This window comes from Providencia sp. PROV189 (genome assembly GCF_028480065.1).
GTDB classification, from domain to species: Bacteria; Pseudomonadota; Gammaproteobacteria; order Enterobacterales; family Enterobacteriaceae; genus Providencia; species Providencia stuartii.
In genome coordinates, this window is record NZ_JAMPOG010000021.1 from 37631 (window position 1) to 58184 (window position 20554).

Consider the following 20554-nt stretch of genomic DNA (forward strand, 5'->3'; position numbering starts at 1 on the left):
TCTCTGGAATATCGTTTTATGAGTTATATTTATTTGGCTTCTGGTTCGCCGAGAAGAAGAGAGCTTGTGCAACTATTAGGATATCATTTTGATATCTTGCTTCCCAACGTTGAGGAACAATGGCAACCGGGTGAAACTCCTGAAGCGTATGTTCAACGTTTGGCGCGGGAGAAATCACAGGCGGGGGTTAAAATAGCGCCGAAAAAATGCCCGGTAATTGGGGCAGACACCATTGTTGTTCTTAATAATCAAATCCTAGAGAAACCTCGCCATGAACAGCATGCTTAAGAAATGCTGTCAGCCCTTTCGGGAAATACGCACCAAGTGATGACGGCTGTCGCAATCTCGGATATGGATCGCACACTCAGCGCATTGATTGTGACAGATGTGACGTTCCGCGAGTTATCTTTAACTGAAATACAGGATTATATAAAGTCAGGGGAGCCTATGGATAAAGCTGGAGCCTATGGGATCCAAGGTAAGGGTGGCTGTTATGTAAGGCGTATAAATGGCAGCTATCATGCAGTTGTTGGTTTACCGTTAGTAGAAACAGATGAATTAATACAACGATTTTTAGCGTTAAGTGATGGTAAGGGGATGTCATGACGGCTGAGTTACTAGTAAATGTTACACCATCTGAAACGCGCGTTGCTTATATTGATGGTGGGATTTTGCAAGAAATCCACGTAGAGCGAGAAGCAAAAAGAGGAATTGTAGGGAATATCTACAAAGGTCGTGTGAGCCGTGTGTTGCCCGGTATGCAGGCGGCCTTTGTTGATATTGGTCTGGATAAAGCTGCCTTCTTACATGCCTCCGATATTATGCCTCATACCGAGTGCATTGCTGGGGATGAGCAAAAGAATTTCCATGTTAGAGATATCGCTGAACTTGTTAAACAAGGGCAAGACTTGATTGTTCAAGTCGTGAAGGATCCCTTAGGCACGAAAGGTGCAAGGCTCACGACAGATATTACATTGCCTTCTCGCTATCTGGTATTTATGCCGGGAGCTTCACATGTTGGTGTGTCACAGCGCATTGAAAGTGAAAGTGAACGCGAGCGTTTAAAAGAGTGCGTGTCTCAATATTGTGATGAAAATGGTGGCTTTATCATACGCACCGCTGCTGAAGGGGTGGGTGAAGATGAAGTGAAGCAAGATGCGGCATTTCTCAAACGTTTGTGGGCTAAAGTCATTGAACGGAAGAAACGTAATGTCACTCGCACCAAAATTTATGGCGAATTATCACTCGCTTACCGAATAATTCGTGATTTTGCGGGGGCTTCATTAGATAGAATTCGTGTGGATTCTCGTCTAACCTATAAGGAGTTACAGGAGTTTATTGAAGAATATGTTCCTGAAATGACAGCTAAGCTTGAATTGTATCAAGGTAACCAGCCGATTTTTGATTTGTTTGACGTAGAGAACGAGATCCAACGCGCGATGGATCGGAAAGTCGAATTGAAATCAGGTGGTTATTTGATTATCGATCAAACTGAAGCGATGACGACAATCGATATCAATACAGGGGCGTTTGTAGGGCATCGCAATCTTGAGGAGACCATCTTTAACACCAATATAGAGGCGACCCAAGCGATTGCTCGTCAGTTAAGGCTGAGAAATTTGGGCGGTATTATTATTATCGATTTTATTGATATGAGTGATATCGAGCACCGTCGCCGTGTTTTAGCCTCTTTGGAGCAGGCGCTTAGTAAAGACAAAGTAAAAACCACGATCAATGGCTTTTCTCAGCTAGGGCTAGTGGAAATGACGCGTAAGCGTACCCGAGAGAGCCTTGAACATGTTTTGTGTGATGTGTGCCCAACTTGCCAAGGGCGTGGCACAGTAAAATCGGTTGAAACCGTGTGTTATGAAATTTTACGAGAAATTGTTCGTGTTCATCGCACAATCGATGCAGATAGGTTCTTAGTTTATGCTTCCCAATCAGTGGTTGATGCACTGACTGGTGACGAGTCTCATGCCCTTGCGGAAGTGGAAATTTTTGTCGGTAAGCAGGTTAAAGTTCAGACTGAATCGTTATACAGTCAGGAACAGTTTGATGTCATCATGATGTAGTTTTTACGTGAAGGAGAAACGGGTGAAACGACTGCCACGGGTAGTATGGATGACGACGGCTATCGTGCTGCTGCTTGGTGCATTGCTGCTCACTGGGCTACGTTTCTTCTTACCGAATATCAACTATTACCGGCAAGATATCATTGGCTATATTGAAAAAAACACGGATATCACCTTACAAATAGGTGAAATTGAGGGGGCATGGCAATCGTTTGGGCCGGTTCTGACCTTAACCGATGTGGTTGTTCGCAATGAAGAAGTCGATGCAAAAGCCAGCAAAATCGCCGTTGAACTCGATATTTGGAGCTCGTTACTTTCCTTAACATGGCGTTTTCGTGACATCACTTTCTACCAGCTCAATGTCGATTATAAAGTGCCTTTTAGTTTTGAAGGCCGTGCACAACCCATTGATAGTGATAGTATTGAAGGGCTATTTCTAAAGCAATTTAACCATTTTACTCTCAAAAATAGCCAACTGACCTTTCTGACGCCATCAGAGCAAAAAACAACCCTGATTTTACCTGAATTAACTTGGTTGAATGAGCAACGCCGCCACCGTGCCCAAGGGTTTGTTAGCTTAGAAACGATCAACAAGCAGCATGGTTTTTTGCAAGTCAAAATTGATATTAAAGATAAAAACGGCATCTTGAGCGACGGCACCATTTATCTACAAGCTGACAATATAGATATGCAGCCATGGTTAAGTCGCTGGTTACGTGAAAATACTGGGCTGCGCGATGCCAATTTTAGCTTATCCTCTTGGGTTACCATCAAAAATAATCGTATTGATAGCGGCCTCTTGCAGTTACGACAAGGCGAAGCGAATTGGGGGGAAGCCCCTTTAGCGCAAAACCTACAAGTTAATGACTTACTCATCCGCATGAGAAGGCAAGGGGAAGGCTGGTTATTTAATATTCCTGAGTTAGATACATTAAAAACCAATGAATATATTTGGCCGAATGGGAGTGTTTCGGTACTTTATCTGCCTTCATCGATGAAATACCACCAAAAAGATCACTGGCGGATCCGAGCTAAAAATATTGAGTTAGAGCGCCTTAGTGAAATCTTACCTACTTTTTCATTTGTGACGCCAGAAACGGTGCAAGAATGGCAGCATCGCCAACCGAAAGGTTTATTATCCGTTTTCGCTCTAGATATTACTCCCGATCAACTTGAGCACACGCAAATTGATATGGACTGGCAGGATGTCAGTTGGAAAAAATGGAAACAACTCCCTTCGGTTGATCACTTCACGGGTGTCTTGGTCGGGAATGCGCAGCGAGGGGTTCTCTCTGCGACATTAGATAAGAGTTATGTTGACTATGAGCCTCAATTTAAAGCCCCTTTTCAAATTGATAAAGCACGCGGACAACTGTATTGGCAAAATGATGACAATCAATTCAAGTTGTGGAGCGACCAACTGGATATACAGGCCTCTTCATTATGGGCGAATGGGCAGTTTAGTTTTTATCAGTCGAAAAAAAGTGATGATACTGACCTGAGCATCTTAGCGGGCGTCAATATTGATAATGCGGGAGAAGCGTGGCGCTATTTCCCGCAACAGTTGATGGGGGAAAGCCTCGCGGACTATCTATCAAACGCTATCATCGCAGGGCAAGCGAAAGATGCGACAGTCGTCTTCAAGGGTGACCCTAAACATTTCCCATTTAATCAGAACGATGGTCAGTTCCAAGTCTTTGTGCCCTTACGCAAAGCGACCTTTGAGTATGATAAAGGTTGGCCTGCTTTATCTAATTTAGACATTAACCTTGATTTTAAACGTTCAGGTCTGGCAATGCGTGCAGACAGTGTCAAATTAGGTGAAGCAACAGCCACACAGCTAACCGCTGATATTCCGAATTATCAAAATGAAATGCTATTTATTAAGGCTGATTTAGCGGGTACAGGCTCACAAATACAGCAGTATTTTAGTATGACACCACTGAAAAGCTCGATTGGCAATACGTTAGATGAGTTGCAAATTGGAGGCATGGTAACAGGTGATCTCGCTTTATCTATTCCGTTAGCACACGGCAAGGAAGTTAACGCGAAAGGGAATATCAATCTGAATAAAAATGATTTATTGATTAAGCCTATCGACAGTAAGCTCACGGAGTTGACGGGGCAGTTTAAATTTAACAACGGCGATTTGGTCGGTGATAAATTAAAAGCACAATGGCTGGGGCAACCTGTCGACGTCAATTTTTCAACGGTTGATAACCCTAAAGATTACCAAGTGAAGGTGGATCTAGGGGGAAATTGGGATATAGCAAAAATTGCTCAATTGCCTGATTCATTAAAGCAAAAAGTGGCGGGAACCAGCGATTGGAACAGTCATATTGAAATTACACTTCCACATTCGCCGTCCGATGATATGGCTCTTGCCGTGGAATTCTCCGCTGGTTTAAAAAAACTGAAAAGCCGCCTCCCTGCATTGGACGATCGCTTACTTAAAGAGTTAGGGACGGTCAATGCAACAGCTAAAGGCTCATCGACACATTTAAATATAGGCGGTGATATTGGTCGGCGTATTGGTTTCAACACGCGTTGGGATCTGAGAGCACCACAATTACGTTTAGAAAAAGGCACTCTGGCAAAATGGAATGGCAAGCCACCAGAGTTACCGCAGTCATCAATGCTACTTGCTGATTTGCCAGTGATTACTAACCCACAATGGTTAAAAACAGTCGATACATTTTTTTCAGCAGATCAAGGTGGTAAATCGATAAATATTGGCTTACCTGAAACAGTGAGAGTGAAGACACCATCCCTATCTTTAGGTGGACAAGCATGGCAAAATTTAGACCTCTCATTTAATTTGTTGGCTAAAGAGCAGCAAATTAAGGTATCAAGCGAAAATCTTAAAGGGGAATTACAGATTTTTGCTCAACAGCCTTGGGTGCTGAATATCGATTACCTGTATTACAACCCAATGGCATTCCCTGGAGAACAAACAACCAGTAGCAATGACTCTTCCTCATTCAATTTTAGCCATTGGCCTGAAATGACGGTTAATTGCCAAGATTGCTGGGCAGGTGGACAAAAATTAGGGAAATTGAGTGCCCACTTGAAGCCGCAAGGAAATACATTGCAACTAAGTGGTGGAACATTAAGTAATAGCGCCACTCAATTAAAATTAGATGCTTTATGGCAAAGCGGTAAACAAAACCGTACACAAATTGCAGGCTCCTTAAGTGGGGAGCAATTTGATGAAACAGCCGCTTACTATGGTATTTTAGTTCCTATTATCGGTTCACCTTATACGCTTGATTTCGAACTCAATTGGCAAGATGTGCCTTGGTCGCCAGATATTGCAACCCTTAATGGCGCGTTATCAAGTAAGCTTGGTAAAGGCGCGATCGCTAAAATGGGCGGAGGGCGAGCGGGCCAACTGTTACGGCTAGTGAGTTTTGATGCACTATTACGCAAACTTCAATTTGATTTTCGCGATACCTTTAGTAATGACTTTGACTTTGACTCAATTAAAGGTAATGCCAAGATCCGTAATGGTATTCTATCAGCAAAAGATGTGTACATTGATGGGTTAGTTGCCGATATTACGTTAAGTGGGGAAATTGATTTGGTGAAACGCCAAATTAACGGTGAAGCGGTCGTGACGCCCGAAATATCTGCTACAGTAGGAGTAGCAACGGCATTTGCAGTTAACCCGATTGCGGGTGCAGCGGTTTTTGCTGCATCAAAAGTATTAGGTCCGCTATGGAGCAAAATTTCTGTGATACGTTACCGTGTGACAGGAAGCTTGGATGAACCCAAAATTGATGAAGTATTGCGTCAGCTAAAGGAGACTCAAGAGTAATGAAAAATGGCAATGTTGCACTTTTGCAGTTATGCAGCGGTAAAAATACGAAACATAATTTGGCACAGATTGAGCAGCAAATTAAGCAGTTGCCAGAGACTGTTGAGCTAGTATTGACACCTGAAAATGCCTTGTTGTTCGCAGATGCGGCGACTTACCGTAAACAGGCCGAAAAAGAAGGGCAAGGCCCTTTACAAGAAGCTATTGCCAATATGGCGAAGCGCTACAATGTCTGGATTTTAATTGGCTCAATGCCATTGATCAGCCGTGAGGATCCTGAACGCATTACGAGCAGCAGTATTTTAATTGATTCCCAAGGGCAGATTCAGGCGCGCTATGACAAGATCCACATGTTTGATGTGAATATTGAAGATGAGCAGGGAACCTATAATGAATCGGTTATTTATCAGCGTGGTGAACATATCACGGTGGTTGATACGCCTGTAGGTCGATTAGGTATGACAATCTGTTATGATCTCCGCTTCCCTGGTTTATTCCAAGCCTTGCGTGAGCAGGGGGCTGAGATTATCTCTGTACCTGCCGCTTTCACGCGTTATACCGGTAAAGCACATTGGGAGCCACTGCTGCGTGCAAGGGCGATAGAGAACCAATGTTTTATATTAGCGCCCGCTCAAGTTGGTGTACATGGTACGCGCAGAACGTGGGGCCACACCTTAGCCGTCGATGGTTGGGGTAAAGTTATGAAAAAGAACGTTGATGCTGTAGCATCGACGGTTTTAAATATTCAAACTGAAAATTTAAGTGGGATGCGGGAACAAATCCGAGTGGTGAAACATAACCGCTTTAGGCCGCAACTGACTTCATTGATTAAAAAAGACACAATAAAAGAGTAACCAATATGAGTTTAGCTTCTGTCAGCGAACATTTGCTGGCCGCCAATGGTCTTGACCATCAAAAACTGTACGACACACTAGGCTTGTTATCTGAGCGTAAAATTGATTATGCGGATCTCTATTTTCAATCAAGCTACCACGAAGCGTGGGTATTAGAAGATCGCATCATCAAGGACGGCTCTTATAACATTGACCAAGGCGTCGGTGTTAGAGCGATAAGTGGCGAAAAAACGGGATTTGCCTATGCCGATCAGGTTTCGTTGATGGCGTTACAGCAAAGCGCGACTGCGGCACGTAGCATCGTCAGCGAGCAAGGTAACGGTAAATCACAAATTTTGACTGAAGTGGGCTACAAGAAGCTATACTCAGAAACGGATCCACTGCAAAGCTTGTCACGAGAGGACAAAATTGCGTTATTGCACCGTATTGATCAGGTTGCAAGAGCAGAAGATCCGCGAGTGATCGAAGTCAATGCAAGCCTAACGGGTGTTTATGAGCAAGTATTAGTAGCAGCAACGGACGGTACGTTAGCGGCCGATATTCGCCCATTAGTTCGTTTATCTGTCAGTGTGCTGGTGGAGCATGAAGGTAAGCGTGAGCGCGGTGCTAGCGGCGGCGGCGGGCGCTATGGCTACGAATATTTTCTTGAAATTCATCAAGGACAAGTGCTTGCAGAGCAGTATGCGAAAGAAGCGGTACGTATGGCACTGGTTAATCTGTCAGCGATTGCAGCGCCAGCTGGTATGATGCCTGTTGTATTGGGGGCAGGCTGGCCGGGCGTATTGCTTCACGAAGCGGTAGGACATGGCTTAGAAGGTGATTTTAACCGTCGCGGCACGTCTGTTTTCTCAGGGCAAATTGGTGAGCTGGTCGCATCTCCTCTTTGTACTGTCGTTGATGATGGCACAATTGCAGGCCGTCGAGGCTCTTTAGCCATCGATGATGAAGGTGTACCGGGTCAGTATAATGTCTTGATTGAAAATGGTATTTTGAAAAATTACATGCAGGATAAATTGAATGCACGTTTAATGGGGGTCGCACCAACCGGAAATGCGCGTCGTGAATCTTATGCGCACCTACCAATGCCTCGTATGACCAATACCTATATGTTGCCGGGTACGTCAACGCCTGAAGAGATTATCTCTAGCGTGGATAAAGGCATCTACGCACCTAATTTTGGTGGTGGTCAGGTTGATATTACTTCCGGTAAGTTTGTTTTTTCAACTTCTGAAGCTTATCTAATTGAAAATGGCAAAATTACCTCTCCGGTTAAAGGCGCAACGCTCATTGGTTCTGGCGTTGAAGCAATGCAGCAAATCTCCATGGTAGGTAACGATCTTGCGCTCGACAAGGGAGTGGGTGTGTGCGGAAAAGAAGGGCAAAGTGTGCCTGTTGGTGTTGGGCAACCGACACTGAAATTGGATAAAATGACTGTTGGCGGCACCGCATAAATTGGAATTAAGCAATGAATAAACGGATTATTTCAATGCTGTTGATGGCGGTCTTGATCGCGCTTAGCTTATATTTTAATGCGGGTGAACAACAAGACAAAAAACAGGCCGAAAGGCCTGCTTCAGTGCCAGCGCAAACAACAGAACAACAGCCGCATCCCCAGAAAATTGATGAACTAACCAAACAGGCAAATGTGGTGAGCTATATGCAAAAACATCAGCAATTGCCGAGTTTTTACATCACGAAAAAAGCGGCTCGTCAGGCTGGTTGGGAGCCGAAACAGGGTAACCTGTGTGATGTACTACCTGGGAAAGCGATTGGGGGAGATAGGTTCTCTAATCGAGAGAAGCGGTTACCCATCGCTCCGAATCGTCAATGGTATGAGGCTGATATCAATTACAACTGTGGGCACCGTGGTGCAGACCGTTTGCTATACTCCTCCGATGGCATGATTTATGTCACCACAGATCACTATAAAAGCTTCCAGCAGGTAAACTAAGAGATAGCAGCGATGAACCAAAAAATAGTTTTTGACTTTCGGCAGATCAAAACAGTTGAAGACTTTTATTTGCAATTTTCACAACGGTTCTCGCTGCCAAATTGGTTTGGTCACAATCTTGATGCTCTTTGGGATATGGTCTCTGCGGGGCTAGAGCTGCCTATTACCATTGTTTTTAGCCACATGACATCAACTCAGCGGATAGAATTCTCGGATATTATTGATGTAATGAATGATGCACAAGATATGTGGGAAGATGAGTTTATTTTCGCCCTAGATATAACGAAAAATTCTAAATAACCATTAAACTATGCATGGTATAGTATATGCCAACTGATTAGGGTTATGGAGAAATAAAAATGGCAAATGACGTTTCTCAAAATGAGTCATTGAAAGGTAAGAAGTTTGTCATTGTGCATGGTTATACCGCTTCACCAGAAAAAAACTGGTTTCCATGGTTAAAGGCTGAGTTGACGTCGTTAGGCGCGTTAGTGTATGTACCTGAAATGCCTGAACCGCTATCACCCGAGCCATTAAAGTGGCAACAACATCTCAAAAATTTAGCAATTGAGATTGATGAAAATACCCTATTTATTGGGCATAGCCTAGGGTGTGTGACCGTATTGCGCTTTTTAGAGCAGCAGGTTGCAAAAGGCAATAAAGTCGGTGGCTATATTTTAGTAGCGGGTTTTGATCAGGAGCAAAGCACACTACCTGAATTAAAGCCTCACACGTTGAGCCGATTGGATTACCCATATTTAATTGATATAGCAGATAAAAGGATTTCAATTATCTCTACCAATGATTGGGTCGTTTCACCACAATCATCACAAACACTCGCCAAGGCATTACAAACCGAAGTGATTATTGAGGAAGAAGCTGGGCATTTCCTTGATAGAGAAGGGTATACAGAATTCCCAACATTACTTCACTCAATAAAAACTCAATTTAACTGAATATAAAATAAGGCTGATTGAAGTCAACCAGCCTGATTTTATTAATCTTCAAGTGGCTCGCCCCGTAAGAGGGCTGCAAATCTTGCCTTGGCTTCGTTATCCGGCTCAATGGCATGACATTGAGTCAGCAATGGCTCTAAGTCTTGAGGCCAATCTTCTCTTTTCCAATTCGCTAATGCCCTAAGAGCCATATTACGGTTACGCACTACAGGGCTTTGCAACCCACAGAGGATCATAGATAAACCGACACCAGGAAAACGCGGTAATTCTTGTAAAATAAAATCAAGTTTTCCATGTTGTACATAGCCAGCACCAAGACCAAGGCTATCACTCGGCCCTGTCGATATTGCTTCTAATGGGAGCTGCTGCTCTGCTAAGGCTATCACTTGTTTGACTTGGTCTATATCGTTCGTTTTCATTAACTCAAACCACAAATCATTCTCAGGATGATTTAACTGTTTTTCGTATAGATAAGGGAAGATATCTTGACCACGGGCTCTGGCTATACTGGTGCTATTACGGAATAAGATATCATCATCACTATTTAAACCTTGAGCGATTAATTTATCCCATATAGGGTTATCCAATATAGTTTGTGCTAATGAAGTGATGGCTGTGCTATTTTCAAATTTCTCGCTATTTTCTTGAAAATAATCATTAATGCCGAGTACAGTAAAATAATAGTCTAATAAATAATCTTGTTCTAAAATGCGGCTCAAGTAATTGAAGCAACAACGAAAAGCATCATCATAGTCATTGATATCACGTGCCGGTCCACCGCCTAGCAACGCTTGAATAATATCGGATGAGGCTACTAATAATTGGCTATCATTTTGTGTTTCTAATGCATCTGCCAAGTGGCAATAGGTTGCACAGTGCCAAGCGGTATATTCAACCATAACACTATTTTGATAGCCTGTAGTCAGTATCCATTGCTTGGTTTCCTCACTTATTTCATCGGGTAGATGTTCAATAAGATGTACGCGCCCCCAGCCTTCAACACGTTTTGCTAACTTTAGCCACATTGCATCATAGTCAGATGTGGATGTGAGCATCGCATGGATTGGGATAATAGTGTAAAGCGTGAATTCATCATGGCAAGCAAGACAATAAAGTGTCTTAAGGCGTTCATCACTTGGAAAAAACACAGTAAAGGAAATGGCCAATTTAACCACATTAGTATCGGGGCTATTGTGGAGTAACCAGTCGGTAAAGGCTTCCAATTTTGGCGCATGGATCTCTTGTTTATCGACGATTAAATGGATTAGATCGTCGATATAAGATAACGGGCTTTGTTCGGCGACTTGCTGATAGAAATGATAAACCGATTCTTTGTCGTTTTTCTCCAGCGCTCTTTTTAGTGAAGTGTAAATTTCGCTAGCAGTGATTTCAGAAGCCCCCATTCCGTGGTGGCTGAATACACCATCTTCAGCGCCATTAGCCCAACGAATTGTATTTTCATCGACTTCAGTTGTATCTGGGAGCTCAGACAGTGATTCAGGGAGTGGGGATAATTCGTTTATCCAAGGCAATAAATGCTGATAGATTGGCGTGATATTCGTATTCCAAACGACAGGATAATTTTCTTGTCCTTTTTTAAAAAGAGAGGCTAACCATTTTTTCATTTTTGATAACATCCTATTGTGTTTGAATTTGGGTTTTTATATTGAATAAGCCAATAAAATGTTTTTTTAATCATAAAATAGATAACACGGTAGGTTCGATGTTGGCTCAATCAATTTTGTGATAAAACCTTCTTTAAGGGTAATTAAAAAAGGTTTCACTTATCGTCATTTCTTACGGGATAAACTCGCTGAGATAACTTGGAACAATATCTTTAAGTATCTCAATTAATTGCGGGTCCATGTATTGATACTCATCAGGAATATCGAGTACATAAAGTGATTTGTGTTCGAGTAGGCGAGTAAAATTGGCTTTTAGCCGATCTTTATGTTTTTGTTCCATGACAAAAATAACATCAGCCCAACGGAGCAAATCTGCGGTAATTCGGCGTCTTGCATTGCTACTGGTGCCAGCAGAGCGTACCGACCAGCTTGGATGGTGGCGCCAAATTTGCTCTGCGGTTGGGCTACGCCATTGGTTACGACTACAAATAAATAAAATATTCATTTACTGTTATGTATTTCCTCCAAACCTTTCAGAGCAAGCTGTCTGTTACTGATTTGGGGGTATGCCATACCTAGCTGTGTCGCGCGAATAATTTTTTCCTACGCCCATACATCTGTTTCCAGTTTTTCTCAGCGGGAAAGCGATCTCGTTTTTTTCGCGGCGAGTGGATTCTATTTTTGGCTCTACGCCATGCTCGATTTCTTGAATTATCCATATCTTCCACATAAGGTTATCGGGGATAGCAGCCGCGATAATACGGGTAAGAATATGATTAACGTCAGTATCATACGGAGACATTGTATGACTATCAAGCAAATGCAAGATAGCTAACGTTTTTTAGGATTATTACGTTATTTATATCCTAATAATGATTATTCTACTGTTATTGGGTTTAATCATTTTACATTTATCGCAAGGTTAATGATAATTGAATATTTATGACTAAAGCTAGATTTATTATAATAAAATAATGCTAAATAAGGTAAGGGAAATGAATTTTTTTGAAAGAATAAACATCAGTTTTTCCGATTGTGTTAAAAAATACCATCTCGAGTTTCTACCTAGTTATCTTGAGGATTATTATAACGGTCGACTTTTACGGGTCAAAGAAAGTGTCACATTGGACTCTTTAGAAATTGATGATATAGACGAGATGGGAGGGACTATTATTCTTTTTGAAAAAGACCTTATTATCGAAAATGCGTTAACTCAAAGTAATGTAGATTATGGTCCAACCGTTATTGTAAAAGGGAATGTATCAGCTAAGAACATAGCATTTGGGGGAGCTTGTATTATCATCAAGGGGGATGTGACCGTTGAGCAAACCATGATAGGAATTTATAATCATGGAGTGATAAATATAACAGGTAAAGTCACAGCGGAATATATTATTTCGGATGACCACTGTTTTTCAATCTATGATAAGGGGAGTAAAGGTATCTTTTTAGGTTTCCAAGATTTAAGGTATCATGCAAAAGACGTATTATCTGGAAAGTATTATGATGACGCCGAAGAAAATATCAAAATAGATAAAATCATTGAGGCGATAAAAAAAGGTAATTCGATTAAGAAAAATGGTAATATAGTAAGTCAAGTTCAGAAGGCAATAGATAAGTTTAAAGCATCAAAAAATGCTAAACTTAATTTGTCTAACCTAAATCTTACAGAAATACCCGAAGAAATATTTCAGCTTGAAAATATTAAAGAGCTAGATTTATCAAATAATCCGCTAAAAAAATTATCGTTGAAGGGCATGCAGACTGACCATTTAAAATCCATTAATTTAGCGTGCTGCTCGTTGACTGAATTTCCAATAGATATATTAAATATCAATCAGATAGAATCCATTGATTTAAGTTTTAACACTATTTCAAGTTTACCCGAAAGACTACCTGTACTCAATCAACTGAAAAAACTGCTGTTAAGCCATTGTAATTTTACCGAGTTCCCTTGTATTTTATATCAGGTAGTCAATTTAGAATATTTAGATCTTGGTTTTCAAGATGAAGAAACCTTATTTCTTATCGATAAAGCACTTCAAAGTTTAAAGGTGTTACTGCTATCGGGTAATGCAAATATCAATATTACTGCACCACAACCCAAATTATATGAACTGAATATCAGCCATTGTCTAATGGATACTTTTCCAATTGCATTAACCAAGTCAACACATCTTACACACTTGGATATGAGTTATAATCATAAAATGAGATGGCTACCTGATGAGTTTTCTGAGTTAAAAAAATTAAAAAAACTCTCTTTTTCAATTCTCTATATGGAAGAAAGTCATATCAATATTTTACAAAAACTTCCTAAGCTACAATATATCGCTAATTTTCTAAAGAGTGATAATCCGTTCTATGGTAATCAGGTGGCTCAAGCACTATTAGCCGTCAAAAATTGGAATACATTGGTTATTGATAGTGTCTTAGAAGATCAAACAATTATTGATGCAATCGTACTCAGAGAGAACCTTAAAAAATTCATTATGGGTGAATATGAAGTTGATATAAAAGAAGCAAGGCAATGTTTAGGGGTTAGTTTTTAATCTATTTTTGACATCATCCCCTATAGCATATTGTGAGTGGTATAGGGGATGGTGATTTAAGCGCTTTCGGACAGCTCTTTTAAATATTGAAAAACTTGGCGGAAGGCTTTTGGTGGCTTATTGCCTTCACGCTCTTTTTTAGCGTTACGTACCAATGCCCTAAGTTGTTGTCTATCTGTATGGGGAAACAGAGCAACGACTTCTTCGATAACATCATCACCATTTTCAATAAGGCGTGTACGCAGGTCTTCAAGCTTATGCAGAATAACAACTTGCTGATTATGGCGATTTTTCAGTTTATCTAAAGCCTCTGTGATGGGGTCAACGTCTCGAGAGCGTAGCAACTTACCAATATATTGTAGTTGGCGACGACGGCCTTCACGCTTGATTTTTTGTGCCAGTTCAATGGCATCGAGTAACTGAGCATCAAGTGGAATGCGCTCAAGTTCATTTTTGCTTAATTCAACAAGTTCGGCCCCCAGTTTTTTGAGAACTTCAGCATCGCGTTTAATTTCGCTTTTACTGACCCAAATGATCTCATCATCGTCTTCATCTTGCGGCGCTGGGACATCATCCAGCCAGTCTTCAGGCTGTTTGGCCATATATCGATTTCCTTTTTACAGAACGCAGCGTGTAATTGCATGACCTGCCGCGTTGTGGATGTTAACATTCATATATTATGTATTGTAACTGGGAAAAAGCCCTGATGACACCCGACATTTGTGAGTTGGTGTAAAAAAAGCCGGGTTTCCCCCATTTTATGTGGATTGAATCGATGAATTTAACTGAACAAGTCAGCGAACAACGTAAAAATTTAGAAGAGGCGGTTGCACGGGCGCTTCATTTTGCAAAAAGTCGTTGTGATGCCGCTGAAGTTGCTGTGAACAAAAGCACTGGAATTAGTGTCAGTACCCGTCAAGGAGAAGTCGAAAATGTTGAATTCAATAGTGATGGCGCACTTGGGATCACCGTTTATCACAACCAACGTAAAGGGAGCGCCTCTTCAACAGATTTAAGCCCCGAAGCGATTGAGCGTACAGTGCAAGCTGCGGTAGACATTGCCCGTTACACATCGGAAGACCCATGTGCAGGCCCTGCTGAGAAGTCACTATTAGCCTTTGATGCCCCTGATTTACAACTATTCCAAGCCAGTAATATCACTCCTGAAGAAGCAATTAAATTGGCGTCACAAGCGGAAATGTCGGCACTTAAGGTTGACCCGCGTATTGTGAATACGGAAGGGGGAAGCTTTAATGGTCATTATGGCGTGCGGGTTTTTGGTAACTCTCACGGTATGCTACAAAGCTATTGCTCAAGCCGTTATTCGATGTCGAGTTGTGTGATCGCAGAGCAAAATGGTGAAATGGAACGTGATTATGCTTATACCATCGGGCGCAGCTTAAGTGCTTTGAAATCGCCTGAATGGGTGGGGCAAGAGTGCGCTCGTCGTACATTGGCACGCCTCTCACCGAGAAAGCTGCCAACGATGAAGGCACCTGTTATTTTTGCTGCTGAAGTGGCGACAGGGTTGTTTGGTCATCTTGTTGGGGCAATTAGTGGAAGTAGTATTTACCGCAAATCTTCTTTTCTACTCGATAGCTTAGGTAAGCAAATTTTACCTGATTGGTTAACCATCACTGAACAGCCGCATTTAATCGGTGGATTAGCGTCATCGCCATTCGACAGTGAAGGGGTTCGCACCACTGAGCGCAATATTATTGAAAATGGTGTGTTGCAAACGTGGCTAATGACCTCTTATTCAGCCAGAAAGTTAGGCTTACAAAGTACAGGGCATGCTGGAGGGATCCATAACTGGCGTATTGCTGGTCAGGGGCTGTCATTCGAAGCATTGCTAAAACAAATGGGAACAGGACTGGTTGTTACTGAACTGATGGGGCAAGGGGTCAGTGGGATCACCGGAGATTATTCACGTGGTGCTTCCGGTTTTTGGGTGGAAAATGGTGAGATCCAATATCCTGTCAGCGAGATCACAATAGCAGGTAATTTAAAAGATATGTGGGCAAATATCGTCACGATTGCCGATGATATTGAAACTCGCAGTAATATTCAGTGTGGCTCTGTATTGTTACCTGAAATGAGTATTGCGGGAGAGTAATTTGCTCAAATGAATAAGGCACTCCTTTTGAAGTGCCTTATCAATAAACAGAATAGATTTATTTTTTGCCTGATAAAGTGGCTTCAAGCGCTTTGCCTGCAAAGCCTATCGTGGAAAACCCATTTTTTATTCTGTTAACGTCAGCCTGCTTATTTAATACATTGATGTTATTGCTAAGTTAGGCGATTTTATACCATTAACGATGGTATTCACCCGCGGCTTCTGGCTGATAAATAATTTCGAGTACTCTTACGCGTGTTTCAACACCATTAGGCAATGCCCAACTGATCTCATCATTAACATGCAGACCAAGCAAAGCCGCACCGATTGGCGCCATAACAGAGAGCTGCTCAGCACTATCTTTTAAAGAGGCTGGGTAAACTAAAGTGCGTGTGCGTTCTTCATTGCTAATCAAATCAAGAAAACGCACCGTACTGTTCATTGTGACGACGTCAGCAGGAATTTCCTGTGGTGACAGGATGTCTGCACGATCAAGTTCATCATTCAGTGCGTCAGCAACTGGGGTACCCGCATAAGCTGCTTGTTCCAACAGTGCATCTAGGCGTTCTGCATCTAAATCATTGATAATAATTGTTGGCTTTGTCATACCACACTCCAATAGAGACGTACAAAGCAAACACCCCCCACCCAATAAGGTAGGGGGTGTCGCTGTGATAAAATTGTATAAAATATTAGGCTCTTCAAGCTCCAAAAGGAAGAGATCATGATCACGATCTTTGAGCCAATACTTGTAAAATTATTGATATTTAGTTCATAAATAAATGGTGGATTATACTAGCTTTCATCAAATCCACTTTCGAACAGGTTAATAATCGCGGATAAAGCCTGATCCTCATCAGGGCCGCTAACCTCAATATCAATGGTACTTCCTTGCTCTGAGTCTAACATCAACATCGCAATAACGCTATCGGCCTCAGCCTCAATCTGATTATTATTGCGTAAAATAACCTTAGAGTTAAATTTTTTAACTAATTCATAAAGTAACATTGCCGGCCTAGCATGCATACCAAGCCGGTTTTTTAATGTGATTGTCGCTTTTAAGGTCATTACTTGCGTTTTTCTAGGGTTCTGTGGCGAGATTGTACATTCTTACCACGAGAACGGAAGTAATCAGCTAATTGCTCAGCGACATAGACCGAACGGTGTTTCCCTCCGGTACAGCCGATTGCCACCGTGAGGTAACTACGGTTATTGGTCTCAAGCATAGGCAGCCATAATTCAAGGTAGCTACGTGTTTGATAAATAAAGTTGTGTACCTCTGTGTGCCTATCGAGGAATGCGGCAACAGGGCGATCGAGGCCTGTCATTGGGCGCAATTTCGGATCCCAATGTGGGTTCGGTAAAAAGCGCACATCGAAAACATAGTCTGCATCGATAGGAATACCATGTTTGAAACCAAAAGATTCGAATACCATGGTTAGCTCTCGTTCACGTTTACCCATCAAACGTGTTCTGAGCATCTCGGCTAATTCATGGACTGACATTTCTGAGGTATCAATCACTAAATCAGCGCGTGACCGTAAAGGCTCTAAAAGCTCATTTTCTTCATCGATAGCACTTTCAAGTGACAAGTTTTTGCTCGAAAGTGGATGTAATCTACGAGTATCACTATAGCGGCGAATTAATGTGTTGCGATCGGCATCCAGAAATAGCAATTGCGGCGAAAAGCTAGAAGGTAATCTACCTAAAGCCTCTTCAAAGATTTCTGGGTTGTCAGGCATATTACGCACATCAATGCTCACAGCAGCTGAAATATTACGATCTGCGAGTGAATTGGCCAGTTCTGGAAGCAGCACAACCGGCAGGTTATCCACACAATAGAAACCCATATCTTCCAGCGCACGTAAGGCAACGGATTTTCCCGAACCGGAACGGCCGCTGACAATCATCAGCACCATGAGCTAACTCCCTTTTGTTTCTTTTCGGTGATCATAGGACCCCGATAGTTGAATAGATCGTTTGCTTACTTATCAGAACATCACAGTCTATGTCAGTACAGCTATATAGAAAATATCAAAATTTCATAGACATGTAACCCTGTGATGACGAAGTTATTTAATTATAGGCTACTCAGTAATAATACTATATAACTCTGCATCGCTTTGTGCCGATCTCAGACGCTTACAAAGAGATTTGTCGGCTAATTTTTTCGCGATTAATGATAAAGTGTGTAGATGCGTTTTACACTGATCTGCGGGCACTAATAGCGCAAAAAGCAGATCAACAGGTTGGTTATCAATGGCATCGAAGGCGATTGGCTCTTCCAGATGCAAAAAAACACCAACAGCTTGTGTATGTTCACCTTCTGCTAGCTTGCCGTGAGGGATGGCGATTCCTCCGCCAATACCTGTTGTTCCTACTTTTTCTCTGGTGAGTAAAGCTTCAAATACCGTGTTTTCCGGTAATCCCAACTCTGCGGCAGCCAGTTCACTAATAATCTCAAGTGCTCTTTTTTTACTAGTACAAGTAAGGTTATTGCGTGTACAAGCTGAAGATAATACGGCGCTTAATTGGATTTCTATATCACTGTTCATTTTATTGTTCACTTAGGACTACAAAACCAGATGGTGTATGCCACCATCTGGTTTAAGCCATTTATTAGTTATACACCACAGTATGATTTGGGATTGTTGTTAACAAACTGAGAACGCATACTGTTGTTCGCGTTGTTTCATACGTTGAAAACCAACCGTTTGGCTTTCGACGCTTATTTTTACAATCCCTAATGACCGCCACTAAACATTGAAGGTCTGGTGAAGGCCTGAAATCAACCTGTGATTTCACCATAAATGTATTAGTGTTGTCTCAGTTTTTCTTTATGTTTAGTTAATTGGCGTGACAGTTTGTCTACCAGTTGGTCAATTGCAGCGTACATATCACTTTCTTCCGCTGACGCATGGAGTTCAGCACCATTAACCTGCACAGTTGCTTCAGCAATTTGCTGAACTTTTTCAACTTTCAGAATGACTTGAATACCGTTAATGCGATCAAACAATTGTTCCAATTTTCTGATCTTTTTCTCAACAGTTTCACGTAATGCAGGGGTGACTTCAATATTGTGTCCAGTAATCTGAAATTCCATACAACCTTCCTTATTTTATCAATTAAACCAACTGTTTGCGTTGGTTTGAGGGCGGAATAGATAACGATTCACGGTACTTAGCGACAGTTCGACGTGCAACCTGAATGCCCTGTTCGGCTAGCATGCTTGTCAATTTACTGTCACTTAATGGTTTTGCTGGGTTTTCAGCAGCAACCAGTTTTTTCACTAACGCACGTATTGCCGTTGAAGAGGCTTCACCTCCTGTATCGGTACTGACGTGGCTAGAGAAAAAATACTTCAACTCGAAAATTCCTCGCGGGCTATGGAGAAACTTTTGAGTTGTCACTCTCGAAATCGTTGATTCGTGCATATCCACTTGATAAGCAATATCTGCCAATATCATGGGTTTCATGTACTCTTCACCGAACTCAAAGAATTCTTGTTGTTGCTCTACAATACAAGTCGCCACTTTTAACAAAGTTTCATTACGGCTTTCTAAGCTTTTTATCAGCCATTTGGCATCTTGTAAGTGACTACGAATATATTGTGAATCACTTTCGTTCACTGAATCTTTTATCAAAGAAGCATAGTGATTATTGATACCTAATTTAGGGATGCTATCTGTATTTAATTCAACTTGCCAGTGCCCGTTGATTTTTTTCACCAAAACATCGGGAATAACATATTCCGACTCTCCGGTATTGATAGATTGGCCCGGTTTAGGGTTCAACGTCAATATCAGGTCAATAGCGGTTTTTAAAGCATCCTCTTTTAGACGGGTGAGTTTACTGAGCTGGCGAAAATCACGATTAGCCAGTAAATCAATATGTTGACTAATAATCAACCGAGCCTCATCTAGCCCGTCAGTATCTTTTGGGTAAAGGGATAGCTGGATCAATAAGCACTCTTTCAGATCTTGTGCTGCCACACCAAGCGGATCAAAATGCTGAATGCGTTTTAAAACAGCGACCACTTCTTCAAGTGTGATATCTGGGTTATTGATACCTTCGTGGATCTCTTTTATTGGCGTTGTCAGATAGCCAGAATCATCAATTGAGTCAATAATCGCGGTAGCAATCGCTCTGTCTGTGTCTGTAAAAGGCGTTAATTCAGATTGCCATAACAAATAGTCTTGCAGCGTTTGTGTGGTTTCCCCTTGATAGACGGGTAACTCATCAAAGCTATAGTCATTATTTGTACCCGATGGCGTACCCGCAGTATAAATTTCATCCCAATTCGCATCCAAAGGAAGCTCATCTGGCATATCACCTTTTTCAAGGGCATCTTTAGTATCGATTTCACTGCTGTCAGTATGAATATCGAGACTATCAAGGGAGTCTAAGTCAGAGGCGTTTTCTTCTTGTTCCAGAAGCGGGTTAGTTTCTAGGGCGAGTTGGATCTCTTGTTGTAGCTCAAGCGTAGAAAGTTGCAACAGACGGATAGCCTGTTGCAATTGAGGAGTCATTGCAAGTTGTTGACTGATTCTGAGCTGCAAACTTTGCTTCATGAATGTGCTTTTATCTCCACCTCAATTGAATGCTTAACCA

At 41.8% G+C, this 20554-nt stretch carries 18 protein-coding genes and 1 pseudogene; 10 read left to right on the plus strand and 9 right to left on the minus strand.

Translation table 11 applies throughout. The features are described 5' to 3' along the window. Positions 1–18 precede the first annotated feature (18 nt). The 8 genes and pseudogenes from PR833_RS13130 (at position 19) to PR833_RS13165 (ending at position 9650) form a co-directional block, all read left to right on the plus strand. Positions 19–606, plus strand: a pseudogene (locus tag PR833_RS13130) (Maf family protein). Next, positions 603–2072 carry a ribonuclease G gene (gene rng, locus PR833_RS13135; protein ID WP_004925530.1) on the plus strand — a complete coding sequence of 490 codons (1470 nt, stop codon included), beginning with the start codon at positions 603–605 and terminating at the stop codon, positions 2070–2072. The pseudogene PR833_RS13130 and the gene rng overlap by 4 nt, the downstream one beginning before the upstream one ends. A gap of 22 nt (positions 2073–2094) precedes the next feature. Continuing rightward, entirely contained in the window at positions 2095–5889 is a 3795-nt protein-coding gene (yhdP, locus tag PR833_RS13140) for an AsmA2 domain-containing protein YhdP (protein ID WP_071821175.1), read from the plus strand. After that, a complete protein-coding gene (nit1, locus tag PR833_RS13145; RefSeq protein WP_004925524.1) occupies positions 5889–6743 on the plus strand; it encodes a deaminated glutathione amidase in 855 nt (284 codons plus the stop codon). Before yhdP ends, nit1 begins: the two co-directional genes overlap by 1 nt. Before the next feature lie 5 nt (positions 6744–6748). Then, entirely contained in the window at positions 6749–8194 is a 1446-nt protein-coding gene (gene tldD / locus PR833_RS13150) for a metalloprotease TldD (protein ID WP_014657565.1), read from the plus strand. Between the two features lie 14 nt (positions 8195–8208). Next, positions 8209–8694: a ribonuclease domain-containing protein gene (locus PR833_RS13155; protein ID WP_040132454.1), complete on the plus strand. Its 486-nt coding sequence runs from the start codon at positions 8209–8211 to the stop codon at positions 8692–8694. Positions 8695–8706: 12 nt separating this feature from the next. Then, positions 8707–8994 carry a barstar family protein gene (locus PR833_RS13160; protein WP_004925519.1) on the plus strand — a complete coding sequence of 96 codons (288 nt, stop codon included), beginning with the start codon at positions 8707–8709 and terminating at the stop codon, positions 8992–8994. A gap of 59 nt (positions 8995–9053) precedes the next feature. Further along, the gene (locus tag PR833_RS13165) at positions 9054–9650 is read left to right on the plus strand and encodes an RBBP9/YdeN family alpha/beta hydrolase (RefSeq protein ID WP_113532846.1); all 597 of its coding nucleotides are present in this window, start codon (positions 9054–9056) and stop codon (positions 9648–9650) included. 41 nt (positions 9651–9691) lie between these two features. Here PR833_RS13165 and PR833_RS13170 read toward each other — a convergent pair whose 3' ends face one another. Together PR833_RS13170 and PR833_RS13175 are read right to left on the minus strand one after the other, a co-directional pair. Then, entirely contained in the window at positions 9692–11275 is a 1584-nt protein-coding gene (locus tag PR833_RS13170) for a hypothetical protein (RefSeq protein ID WP_014657568.1), read from the minus strand. Positions 11276–11447: 172 nt separating this feature from the next. Further along, positions 11448–11780 carry a low molecular weight protein tyrosine phosphatase family protein gene (locus tag PR833_RS13175; RefSeq protein ID WP_004925512.1) on the minus strand — a complete coding sequence of 111 codons (333 nt, stop codon included), beginning with the start codon at positions 11778–11780 and terminating at the stop codon, positions 11448–11450. A 490-nt stretch (positions 11781–12270) separates the two neighbouring features. Between PR833_RS13175 and PR833_RS13180 the strand changes: the two genes are divergently transcribed. Beyond that, positions 12271–13827, plus strand: coding sequence for a leucine-rich repeat domain-containing protein (locus PR833_RS13180; protein WP_181710224.1), 1557 nt, complete (start codon positions 12271–12273; stop codon positions 13825–13827). Between the two features lie 56 nt (positions 13828–13883). Here PR833_RS13180 and yjgA read toward each other — a convergent pair whose 3' ends face one another. Next, positions 13884–14429, minus strand: coding sequence for a ribosome biogenesis factor YjgA (gene yjgA, locus PR833_RS13185; RefSeq protein ID WP_004925504.1), 546 nt, complete (start codon positions 14427–14429; stop codon positions 13884–13886). Between the two features lie 173 nt (positions 14430–14602). Between yjgA and pmbA the strand changes: the two genes are divergently transcribed. Continuing rightward, entirely contained in the window at positions 14603–15943 is a 1341-nt protein-coding gene (gene pmbA / locus PR833_RS13190) for a metalloprotease PmbA (RefSeq protein WP_014657572.1), read from the plus strand. Positions 15944–16139: 196 nt separating this feature from the next. On the opposite strand, the gene rnk is transcribed toward pmbA, so the two are convergent. The 6 genes from rnk to rpoN all read right to left on the minus strand — a co-directional run bounded on the left by rnk (position 16140) and on the right by rpoN (position 20514). Beyond that, a complete protein-coding gene (rnk, locus tag PR833_RS13195) occupies positions 16140–16550 on the minus strand; it encodes a nucleoside diphosphate kinase regulator (RefSeq protein WP_004925498.1) in 411 nt (136 codons plus the stop codon). 188 nt (positions 16551–16738) lie between these two features. Further along, positions 16739–17011, minus strand: coding sequence for a PTS phosphocarrier protein NPr (gene npr / locus PR833_RS13200; protein ID WP_004925495.1), 273 nt, complete (start codon positions 17009–17011; stop codon positions 16739–16741). Beyond that, entirely contained in the window at positions 17011–17862 is an 852-nt protein-coding gene (rapZ, locus tag PR833_RS13205; RefSeq protein ID WP_004925493.1) for an RNase adapter RapZ, read from the minus strand. The genes npr and rapZ overlap by 1 nt, the downstream gene beginning before the upstream one ends. 168 nt (positions 17863–18030) lie before the next feature. Further along, positions 18031–18498 (minus strand): PTS IIA-like nitrogen regulatory protein PtsN, encoded by a 468-nt coding sequence (gene ptsN, locus PR833_RS13210; protein WP_004925489.1) that lies wholly within the window; start codon positions 18496–18498, stop codon positions 18031–18033. Between the two features lie 260 nt (positions 18499–18758). After that, positions 18759–19046 carry a ribosome hibernation promoting factor gene (hpf, locus tag PR833_RS13215; RefSeq protein WP_004925485.1) on the minus strand — a complete coding sequence of 96 codons (288 nt, stop codon included), beginning with the start codon at positions 19044–19046 and terminating at the stop codon, positions 18759–18761. A gap of 22 nt (positions 19047–19068) precedes the next feature. After that, on the minus strand, positions 19069–20514 hold the full coding sequence (gene rpoN / locus PR833_RS13220) for an RNA polymerase factor sigma-54 (protein WP_272526204.1): 1446 nt from the start codon (positions 20512–20514) through the stop codon (positions 19069–19071). Positions 20515–20554: the final 40 nt, after the last annotated feature.

Excerpts from the sequence above, each read along its gene's own strand:
- rng (WP_004925530.1), top strand. The coding sequence starts at position 603 with ATGACGGCTGAGTTACTAGTAAATGTTACACCATCTGAAACGCGCGTT.
- nit1 (WP_004925524.1), top strand. The coding sequence starts at position 5,889 with ATGAAAAATGGCAATGTTGCACTTTTGCAGTTATGCAGCGGTAAAAAT.
- tldD (WP_014657565.1), top strand. The coding sequence starts at position 6,749 with ATGAGTTTAGCTTCTGTCAGCGAACATTTGCTGGCCGCCAATGGTCTT.
- PR833_RS13155 (WP_040132454.1), top strand. The coding sequence starts at position 8,209 with ATGAATAAACGGATTATTTCAATGCTGTTGATGGCGGTCTTGATCGCG.
- PR833_RS13160 (WP_004925519.1), top strand. The coding sequence starts at position 8,707 with ATGAACCAAAAAATAGTTTTTGACTTTCGGCAGATCAAAACAGTTGAA.
- PR833_RS13165 (WP_113532846.1), top strand. The coding sequence starts at position 9,054 with ATGGCAAATGACGTTTCTCAAAATGAGTCATTGAAAGGTAAGAAGTTT.
- PR833_RS13170 (WP_014657568.1), bottom strand. The coding sequence starts at position 11,275 with ATGAAAAAATGGTTAGCCTCTCTTTTTAAAAAAGGACAAGAAAATTAT.
- PR833_RS13175 (WP_004925512.1), bottom strand. The coding sequence starts at position 11,780 with ATGAATATTTTATTTATTTGTAGTCGTAACCAATGGCGTAGCCCAACC.
- PR833_RS13180 (WP_181710224.1), top strand. The coding sequence starts at position 12,271 with ATGAATTTTTTTGAAAGAATAAACATCAGTTTTTCCGATTGTGTTAAA.
- yjgA (WP_004925504.1), bottom strand. The coding sequence starts at position 14,429 with ATGGCCAAACAGCCTGAAGACTGGCTGGATGATGTCCCAGCGCCGCAA.
- pmbA (WP_014657572.1), top strand. The coding sequence starts at position 14,603 with ATGAATTTAACTGAACAAGTCAGCGAACAACGTAAAAATTTAGAAGAG.
- rnk (WP_004925498.1), bottom strand. The coding sequence starts at position 16,550 with ATGACAAAGCCAACAATTATTATCAATGATTTAGATGCAGAACGCCTA.
- npr (WP_004925495.1), bottom strand. The coding sequence starts at position 17,011 with ATGACCTTAAAAGCGACAATCACATTAAAAAACCGGCTTGGTATGCAT.
- rapZ (WP_004925493.1), bottom strand. The coding sequence starts at position 17,862 with ATGGTGCTGATGATTGTCAGCGGCCGTTCCGGTTCGGGAAAATCCGTT.
- ptsN (WP_004925489.1), bottom strand. The coding sequence starts at position 18,498 with ATGAACAGTGATATAGAAATCCAATTAAGCGCCGTATTATCTTCAGCT.
- hpf (WP_004925485.1), bottom strand. The coding sequence starts at position 19,046 with ATGGAATTTCAGATTACTGGACACAATATTGAAGTCACCCCTGCATTA.
- rpoN (WP_272526204.1), bottom strand. The coding sequence starts at position 20,514 with ATGAAGCAAAGTTTGCAGCTCAGAATCAGTCAACAACTTGCAATGACT.